Annotated in this window: 8 protein-coding genes; 3 read left to right on the forward strand and 5 right to left on the reverse strand. The window is 39.3% G+C overall.

What is annotated here, in order from left to right:
- The first annotated feature begins 221 nt into the window (after positions 1-221).
- Positions 222-1,517 carry an OmpA family protein gene (locus E1176_RS09820; RefSeq protein ID WP_155210436.1) on the forward strand — a complete coding sequence of 432 codons (1,296 nt, stop codon included), beginning with the start codon at positions 222-224 and terminating at the stop codon, positions 1,515-1,517.
- Here the strand turns inward: E1176_RS09820 and E1176_RS09825 are convergent.
- Positions 1,514-1,966, reverse strand: coding sequence for an LEA/WHy family protein (locus E1176_RS09825; RefSeq protein WP_155210437.1), 453 nt, complete (start codon positions 1,964-1,966; stop codon positions 1,514-1,516). The two genes, E1176_RS09820 and E1176_RS09825, sit on opposite strands and share 4 nt — an antisense overlap.
- Positions 1,967-2,069: 103 nt before the next feature.
- Between E1176_RS09825 and E1176_RS09830 the strand changes: the two genes are divergently transcribed.
- Positions 2,070-2,708 carry a 2OG-Fe(II) oxygenase gene (locus tag E1176_RS09830; RefSeq protein WP_155210438.1) on the forward strand — a complete coding sequence of 213 codons (639 nt, stop codon included), beginning with the start codon at positions 2,070-2,072 and terminating at the stop codon, positions 2,706-2,708.
- Here the strand turns inward: E1176_RS09830 and E1176_RS09835 are convergent.
- A complete protein-coding gene (locus E1176_RS09835; RefSeq protein WP_155210439.1) occupies positions 2,705-3,814 on the reverse strand; it encodes an amidohydrolase family protein in 1,110 nt (369 codons plus the stop codon). The genes E1176_RS09830 and E1176_RS09835 overlap by 4 nt on opposite strands.
- 158 nt (positions 3,815-3,972) lie before the next feature.
- On the opposite strand from E1176_RS09835, the gene E1176_RS09840 reads away from it, so the two are divergent.
- A complete protein-coding gene (locus tag E1176_RS09840; RefSeq protein ID WP_155210440.1) occupies positions 3,973-5,079 on the forward strand; it encodes a tetratricopeptide repeat protein in 1,107 nt (368 codons plus the stop codon).
- Between the two features lie 2 nt (positions 5,080-5,081).
- Here E1176_RS09840 and E1176_RS09845 read toward each other — a convergent pair whose 3' ends face one another.
- The 3 genes from E1176_RS09845 to E1176_RS09855 all read right to left on the reverse strand — a co-directional run.
- Complete coding sequence (locus E1176_RS09845; protein ID WP_155210441.1) at positions 5,082-5,483, reverse strand: hypothetical protein; 402 nt, start codon at positions 5,481-5,483, stop codon at positions 5,082-5,084.
- Positions 5,484-5,542: 59 nt separating this feature from the next.
- Entirely contained in the window at positions 5,543-7,078 is a 1,536-nt protein-coding gene (locus E1176_RS09850) for an ABC transporter permease/substrate-binding protein (RefSeq protein WP_155210442.1), read from the reverse strand.
- Positions 7,075-8,027: ABC transporter ATP-binding protein (locus E1176_RS09855; protein WP_155210443.1), on the reverse strand; the 953-nt coding region annotated here is incomplete at its 5' end. The genes E1176_RS09850 and E1176_RS09855, both read right to left, overlap by 4 nt.

The raw sequence follows: 8,027 nt of genomic DNA on the forward strand, positions 1-8,027 counted from the left end.
GGGGTTAATCGTTGTCTATAGTTGGCTTTATGATACAAGTATAACAACCAGCCCATAAATCCTAAACTCGAAACAGCCCATTCGACCTGGTGGCCGATAAAGTGACATAACGCAAGGTGAGTATACTTTCCTATGTACTCAAAAAATCTGCTTTATAATCGCTTAATTAAGATAATTCATTAAAAATCACTACTTTTCTTTAAGAATCTATAGTGACCGTGATGAGATGTGCCCTGAGATTGATTACGCTGCTGTTGTCTATTCTGTCTTTTCAGAATTACGCTCATGGTCAGATAGACACAACTCAAACTGCTAAATATCTGGTAGAAGAAATACTCTTAGGGAGTGGTGTGCTTACAGGAAATGTCACATTTACAGGTGAGAAACACGCAATTGGTTTATATAATGACTCCACAAACCAATTAGGTATCGAACAAGGCATTGTGCTCACTTCCGGCAATGCTTATTACGTACTCGGACCGAATAAAACACCACGATCCGGATGGGCAAGTAATGCGCCTGGTGATGAAGAGCTTGACAAAATAGCCAGAGGCAAGACTTATGATGCTTCAGTACTTGAGTTTGATTTTGTTACGCATTCAGAACAAGTATCTTTTGAATTTGTGTTTGCCTCTGAAGAATACCTGGAGTATGTAGGCTCTAAGTTTAATGATGTTTTTGCTTTCTTCTTAACCGATCCGGAAGGTGAGAAAACAAATATCGCCAAATTGCCAGACGGGATAACTCCGATCACTGTAAATACCGTAAATCATAAAATGAACGCGAATTTTTATGTAGACAATGCTTATACCAATGTGACTGACCCATTCATTTGGGATGTGAGAAACAGAAAAGTAATAACTAATGAAAACTACCTGCAAGAGGAGCAGCCACCCAAGTATTTTACCCAATTTGATGGGTTTACTACAGTATTAAAAGCGCAAGCTACAGTAATACCCAACAAGGTTTATCATATAAAAATAGCCATCGCAGATGTTGGTGATGGTATTTTAGATTCCGGAGTATTTTTAAAAGCAGGTTCCTTTAGCAGCTCCGGCCAGCAGGTTGTAAAAGTTGATAATCATTTTGAAAGTGAAAATACGACTAAAGCTGTCGAGCGATTAAAGAAAAAGTCAATTACTTACCCCAAGGCCAACGAAACAGTAATTAAAATAAAGCCAAGTACACAATCAGCAATCATAGAATTTGACTTTGACAAAGCATCTTTATCAGAGGCTGCATATAGTGAAATAGAAAATGTATTTGCCACCTGGTCTAAAAATTCGATTCAAAAATTAGAAATCACAGGGCATACTGATAATTATGGTTCTGATGGCTATAATATAGATCTCTCAAAAAGACGCGCACAAGTGGTAGCCCAGGCCTTGCAAACGCTAGGTATTCCTAAAACTCATTTAATAGTAGAATATTACGGAGAAAAACAGCCTCTAAAAAATAATAACAGTGATTTTGGCAGGGCAAGAAACAGGCGCGTAGAGATTAAAATTCTTCATTAGAATTTTAGGCGAACCTCATCTGAGTATTCCACCGGTACTCGTACAGGCCAGCCATGTACACTTACTTTTATATAGCCTTTATAGAAAACTTCTTTTTTTCTGCCTCCCAGAAGGCCGATGATATTTTGTAGTGCTCCTTCTTCTTTTATATCGAAAGTGGCATCTAATGGCACTTTAAAGTTAGATTTTGCCGGCACTTTAGTTTTCATCGACTGATTAATAACCCCTATTGGTTTCCCATTTAGGTGCACCCCAATATCTACACTTTTAATCTTCATTTTTACATCGTTGGGATTGTAGAAATAAGCATCGGCATTGAGGTAGGCTTTAGTGCCCTGTACTTTCGACACCTTAATATTACCTACACCTTTGAAAACAGGCACCTCCTCAGGACGAGTGCAACCTATCATCATCACAATTCCGAGCAAAATCAAAATATTCCTACGCATTCTCTCTCTAGACTACAAAGTTTAAAATATGTTACAAGCCTAACGATAATCATACCAAAATAACATAGAATGAGATTATCTTTGCATCAACATATACATAAAAATGCAGGTAGCTACTGTAAATTGGCTTGAGCACATCGCCAATGATTTAGCAGAACAAGGTTTTGCTATTGAAGATAACTTCTTATCACCAGGAGAAGTCGATGAGATTCTTCATGTTTTCGATATTCACAGAGAAAATGATAGGTTTAAAAAAGCAGGGATAGGCAAATCAGATGATTTTCTGGTAGACAAGTCCATACGTGGTGATTATATTACCTGGGTAGACCCAAAAAATGCTTACCCACCCGTACAGCGCTTTTTACAGAAAGTTGAAGAGTTGAAGGAATACCTCAATCAAACCTGCTTTTTAGGCATTCAGGATTATGAAACGCATTTCACTATATACCCTGAAGGCAGCTTTTATGCCCGGCATCTCGATCAGTTTAAAAACACTGGTAACAGAAAAATATCATTTATCTGCTACCTCAACCAGGTGTGGGATCATGATAATGGCGGCCATTTGAGGTTGTACCTCGAAGATGGGCCTACTGACATATTGCCTATTGCCGGAAGACTTGCTTGTTTTGTTTCCTCAGAGATTGAACATGAGGTAATGGTTTGTAATAAATCAAGATATAGCCTTACCGGTTGGATGCTCAACCAGAAGAAAGAGCTCGATTTCTTAATTAATCACGCCTAATCTTCAGGGAAAAGCGACTTATCAATGCCCGGTATAATTTTTAAGGCATTTTTATAATAAAGCTTTCTGAGTACTTCATCTGATAAATCAAGGCCATACATTCGCCAGAATGCGTGGTAGCGCTTGTAATAAGGAAAATACTCATCTGCTGTTTCTAACACCCGGAAGTAGGTATAATATTCTTCCGGGTTCCAGGAATCTTTACCAAACATCACACGGTCCTGGTATTTGGTTAAAAAAGCATTGGCAAATCGCGGCTGTCGGCCAAGCTCGGCTATGACAGCACCTATTTCACCATACATGTTAGGGTATTTATCCATCAACTCGGCCATTTTGCCCAGGTCGTTGGCGTACCATCCCATATGTGCATTAATAAAAGTAGTGTTTGGGTGTTTTTCAAAAACATGATGTTGCTCATCAATAATAGTCTGCCAAGGGGCGGGGTCAGTATCTGAGCGTTTTCTTCTTGGTCTTACTTTTAGCTCAAGCCATCTCTCATTATTTTCATCGTGGGGTTGCCAAAAGGGTGCAGGATCAGCAGCATGTATGAGTACAGGGATACCAAGCTCACCACATTTTGCCCATACTGGATCTATTCTTTCATCGTCAATAGATATCCTCTCTCCATCTACTAAAGCCATGGTCTGGCTTTTATAAATTTTAAGGCCTTTTGCTCCTCTTTCTACATCCTTTTCAATTTGTTTGACCGTATTATCAGTCCAGTTTTTCTCATTTATAGCACTTATATCAATATTGGTGAATACGATAAAGCGATTGGGTGCATTCTCATTTACATTTTCAAGCGACTGTATAAGGTGTTCATCAGAGCCTCTTCCACGGCCACTCAGATTCACCATCACTGCCATATTCAGCTTATCCATCTCTGCCACAGTTTTACTTAAATCCTGAGTGGGCATGCTAAATTGGTGATTGTGCACATCAATAAATGGGTATTTAGCTCGTTTGACAGGATTTTCCGGTACTACTAAAGTAGAAGGCGGGTCATACGCCTCCCAATCCATTTGTTTACTTTCTGTAGGTGCCTCCTGGCTACGGCATGTGATGAAACTGATCAACAAGAGCGATGTTATAAGAAGTTTGTTCATAAGGCGTTGTATTGATGAAAAACTTAACGATATGCCGTGGTAAAGGTTATGATCAGTGATCGACTGACTAAACGTGTATAAATTTCTGAAATAAAACTATATTTGATCTAGAGGCTGCTTAAACATTCTTAGTCTCATATAAAGTAAATTTTGCCCCTATGAAATACATACTTTCCATCATATGCTTAACACTTGCAGGATCTCTACTTGCTCAAAATGAACCATTCGAACAGGGAATGGCCAGTCTGGAAGCGGGTAATTTCAAAACTGCCATAACGTATTTTTCTAAAGCGATTGATGAAAACCCAAAAAGTAAAGCGGTTTTCAATCAAAGAGGCTTTGCCAAAAACCAGTTAGGTGATTTTTATGGAGCGATTGGTGACTATAATTTTGCTTTAGATATAGACTCAACATTTGCAGAGGCGCTAAATAATAGAGGAGAGGCAAAATTTAACCTTGGTGATGATTATGGCGCTATTGAAGACTATGATAAAGCGATTAAAAACAAATCTGATTTTGCCCAGGCCTACAACAATCGCGGGTTTGCCAAATATAATGTAGAAGACTTACAAGGTGCATATTTTGATTTTTCTAAAGCCATAGAAATTGATCCTAACGATGGCGATAAATACTTTAACCGTGCGGTTGTAAAAGCTGAGCTCGAAGAGTACATAAGCGCTATTGATGATTACAACAAGTCGATTTCACTTGATGGAGAAGATGCCGATGTGTTTAACTATAGAGGCGTAGCCAAATATAGCATTGGGGAAGTAGATGAAGCCATTAAAGATTATAATAAAGCAATAGAGCTAGACCCTGAAGACCCAATAAAATATGAAAATAGAGCACTGGCCCACAGTGCCAATGAAGATTATGAGAAAGCGCTCGCTGATTATGACAAGTCGATTTCGCTTTTTGATGAAGATCCTGATGCTTATAATCTCAGAGGAGTTATAAAGTACAACTTAGAAAATAATGAAGGGGCCATTGAAGACTATACCAAAGCCATTTCACTTGACCCCTACAACCCTGTTTACTATGACAATCGTGCTTTATCTTATACCGCTTTAGAAAAATATGAAGAGGCTATTAAAGACTATTCTTACAGCATCGAGCTTTTCCCTACTGACCCGGAGGCCTTTCACCAAAGAGGTCTGGCTAAAATAAATAAGGGTGATAATTATGACGGTTGCTTAGACCTCAATACCGCTTTAGAATTAGGCTCTGAAGACGCCATAGCATCAATAAAGGCGAATTGTAAGTAAGGCTATCTATTGCTTACCTTGTTGTTGGTGTTGGAGTGATTGATTACTGTCACACGCATTTGCTCAATGGCTTCATCGGAAAAACCCATTTTGTCTGGCACTTCAAATTTTAATACCTCTGTGAGGTATGCCTCACAATTGTCTCCATTAGCATCATGGCATAAAATAACCGAAAAATCTGGTGGATAAACAGCTGTAATTACATCTGGCCAACTCAACTCGAAGTCATGAGATTTACAACCTCCGGAGTAACTCACGCTTACGTGTAGCATTTGGTCTATGACATTTACCTCATTAATCACGAAAGCGTCTGAACGCGGGCTTTCAACGGGAATGACAACGTCATTGTCTGACAAACAACCCGCAAGTGTCAATATTAAGGCACTAAAAATTATATTTCTCATGGTTCTAAGTATTTCTATAAAGACCCTTAAACCAATTATAAAGTTGGAAAATGTAACCACTATTTTTCCGATAGATCTGAAATTGATTGAACTCCCATACTGTTGGCTTGATCGCTGCGCATCATAAGTGCGAAAGTATTGTTAAAGCCCAATGGCTCAAGCCAGGTAAGGTTATACTTTTCATTAAATTGAGTCTGCACGTAGTTATACACACTGTCCTTCTGATAGAGTAAATCCTTCTTCGGCTCTTTTAAGATTACAAGTAAACCGGTACCGGTGTATTCAGGATATAGATCAATTTGGTCTGTGTTGAGCGCATCAAACAGAAGCTTGGTTCCGCCAAAGCCTAATTTGAGCTCAACGCTATAAGGGGTTTGATTTTCTATGACTAACTTAAAAATATGGGCTAACAGAAAACTCTCCGTAAAATTTTTAGAGCCAATGATAATGTCACCGCCATTTCTTTGAATGTTGGTTTTGTATCCTTTTTGGCTCAAAAAATCATTGGCTACAGACTCAAAGCTTCTTCGGTTTTGGTCCACCTCAAAGTTCATTGCCGTCATTTCTTCATTTGAAATTTTGCCTTTAAGGCCATTTAAGGCCTCCTCCAATCCAGGGTACTTCGCGAGAGTCTCCTGTCTAACCAATGGTGCTGCATGGTATGGTGGAAAGTAGTTTTTGTCGTCTTCCAAGCTGATTAAATTATAAGCTTTGATGCGCCCATCGGTAGAAAATCCGCTGATTACATCAACATTACCGTTATTAACGGCATCATACATTAAGCCAATTTCCATTTCATTGATGGCTAAATCCAGGTCATAAGCTTGTTGTAGGCCCAGATAGCCATCACCTCTTTCTACAAATTCAGAGGGAAAACCAGCCTTTAATTTATCATTATCAGCAGGATAAGTAAAATATACGATAACACTTATTAATAAAATGGAAGCAACTATAATTGTTGGTTTGAGCCATTGATTGATTCGTTTTTCAATAAGACCCATGATCCAGTCAAAAAGTAATGCCAGACAAGCTGCCGGTAAAGCGCCTGCCATAATCATGTATGGATTATTTGTGCTAAGCCCGCGAAAAATAAACTCACCTAAGCCACCTGCCGCGATTAAGGCACAAAGTGTAGCCACACCCACATTAATTACAAAAGCAGTTCTAATACCAGCGAATATCACTGGTGAAGCAAATGGCAGTTCTACTTTTAATAGAAGTTGTTTGGGACTCATTCCCATACCTATCGCTGCTTCTTTCACAGACGGCTCGATTTCATATATGCCTGTATATGTATTTCTCACAATCGGTAGCAAAGCGTATAAGAATAAGGCGACAATAGCCGGTATAACGCCAATGCCTAAAAATGGTAGTAGAAAGCCTAATAAAGCAATGCTGGGAATAGTTTGTATGGCATTTACAAAACTGATGACGGGAGAGGCGTATCTTTTCTTTTTGCTGATGAAAATACCTATTGAGAGGCCCAAGATAGTGGCGAAGAAAAGTGATACCAATGTGAGGACCAGATGCTCAACTGTCTGCTCGAGCAATTCTTCTTTGTGAGAAAGCAAAAATTCGACAAACTCTTTAATCATCGCTTTTCAATTTGAGCTATAATGCGGTGCCTGTGGTTATAATATACTTTTAGCAAATCTTCAACGCTGTAATAGGTGCCATTTAGTTTAAATACAAGTAGGTCTGTTTCCAGCTCCAGGGCCTGACTAATGGTAAGATTAGGGTCAACCTCAACTCCCTGGTTGTTTGTAGTTGGCTCTAATACAAAAGCTAAATCCGAAAGCCTTACGATAGCAGGCTCTAACTCCAATCTTTTATTATTGAAAAACCTTTTTACAAAACTGTTGGCTGGTTTAAATAGCAATTCTACAGGCGATCCTATTTGCTGCACTTGTCCCTTATCCATCAAACAAATCTGATCTCCTAAAATTACGGCCTCATTTACGTCATGAGTTACGAGCACCATCGCTTTTTCCAATGCCCCTTCCAACTTTCTAAACTCCTCCTGCATTTCCTTTCTCGTAATAGGATCGAGGGCACCAAATGGTTCATCGAGTAGAATAAGAGAGGGATCTGCCGCAATGGCTCTTCCCAAACCAATGCGCTGTCGCTGTCCACCACTGAGCTCACCGGGCATCCTGGTTTTTATTGATTTCTCGAGCCCAATTAGCTCCAAAAGCTCATCCACTCTTTTTTCAATAGCAGGCTTTTTCCAGCCGAGCAGCTCCGGAACTACGCTTAAGTTTTGCTCTATCGTGTAATGTGGAAAAAGGCCAGTCTCCTGAATCACGTAACCAATGTCTCTACGTAGTTGGATTGCGTCTATGGCTGATGTGTCTTTTCCGTGTATTCTGACCGTTCCACTTGTTTTCTCGATTAATCGGTTGATGATTTTGAGTGTAGTGGTTTTACCACAGCCACTTGTACCCAGCAAGACCAAGGTATTGCCCTTCGGAACATTAAACGAGACCTGATTAACAGCTAATGTCTCATCATACTTTTTGCACAAACCATCAACTTCCAACATAA

Origin of the sequence: Fulvivirga aurantia (assembly GCF_009711475.1) — a bacterium.
Lineage (GTDB): Bacteria > Bacteroidota > Bacteroidia > Cytophagales > Cyclobacteriaceae > Fulvivirga > Fulvivirga aurantia.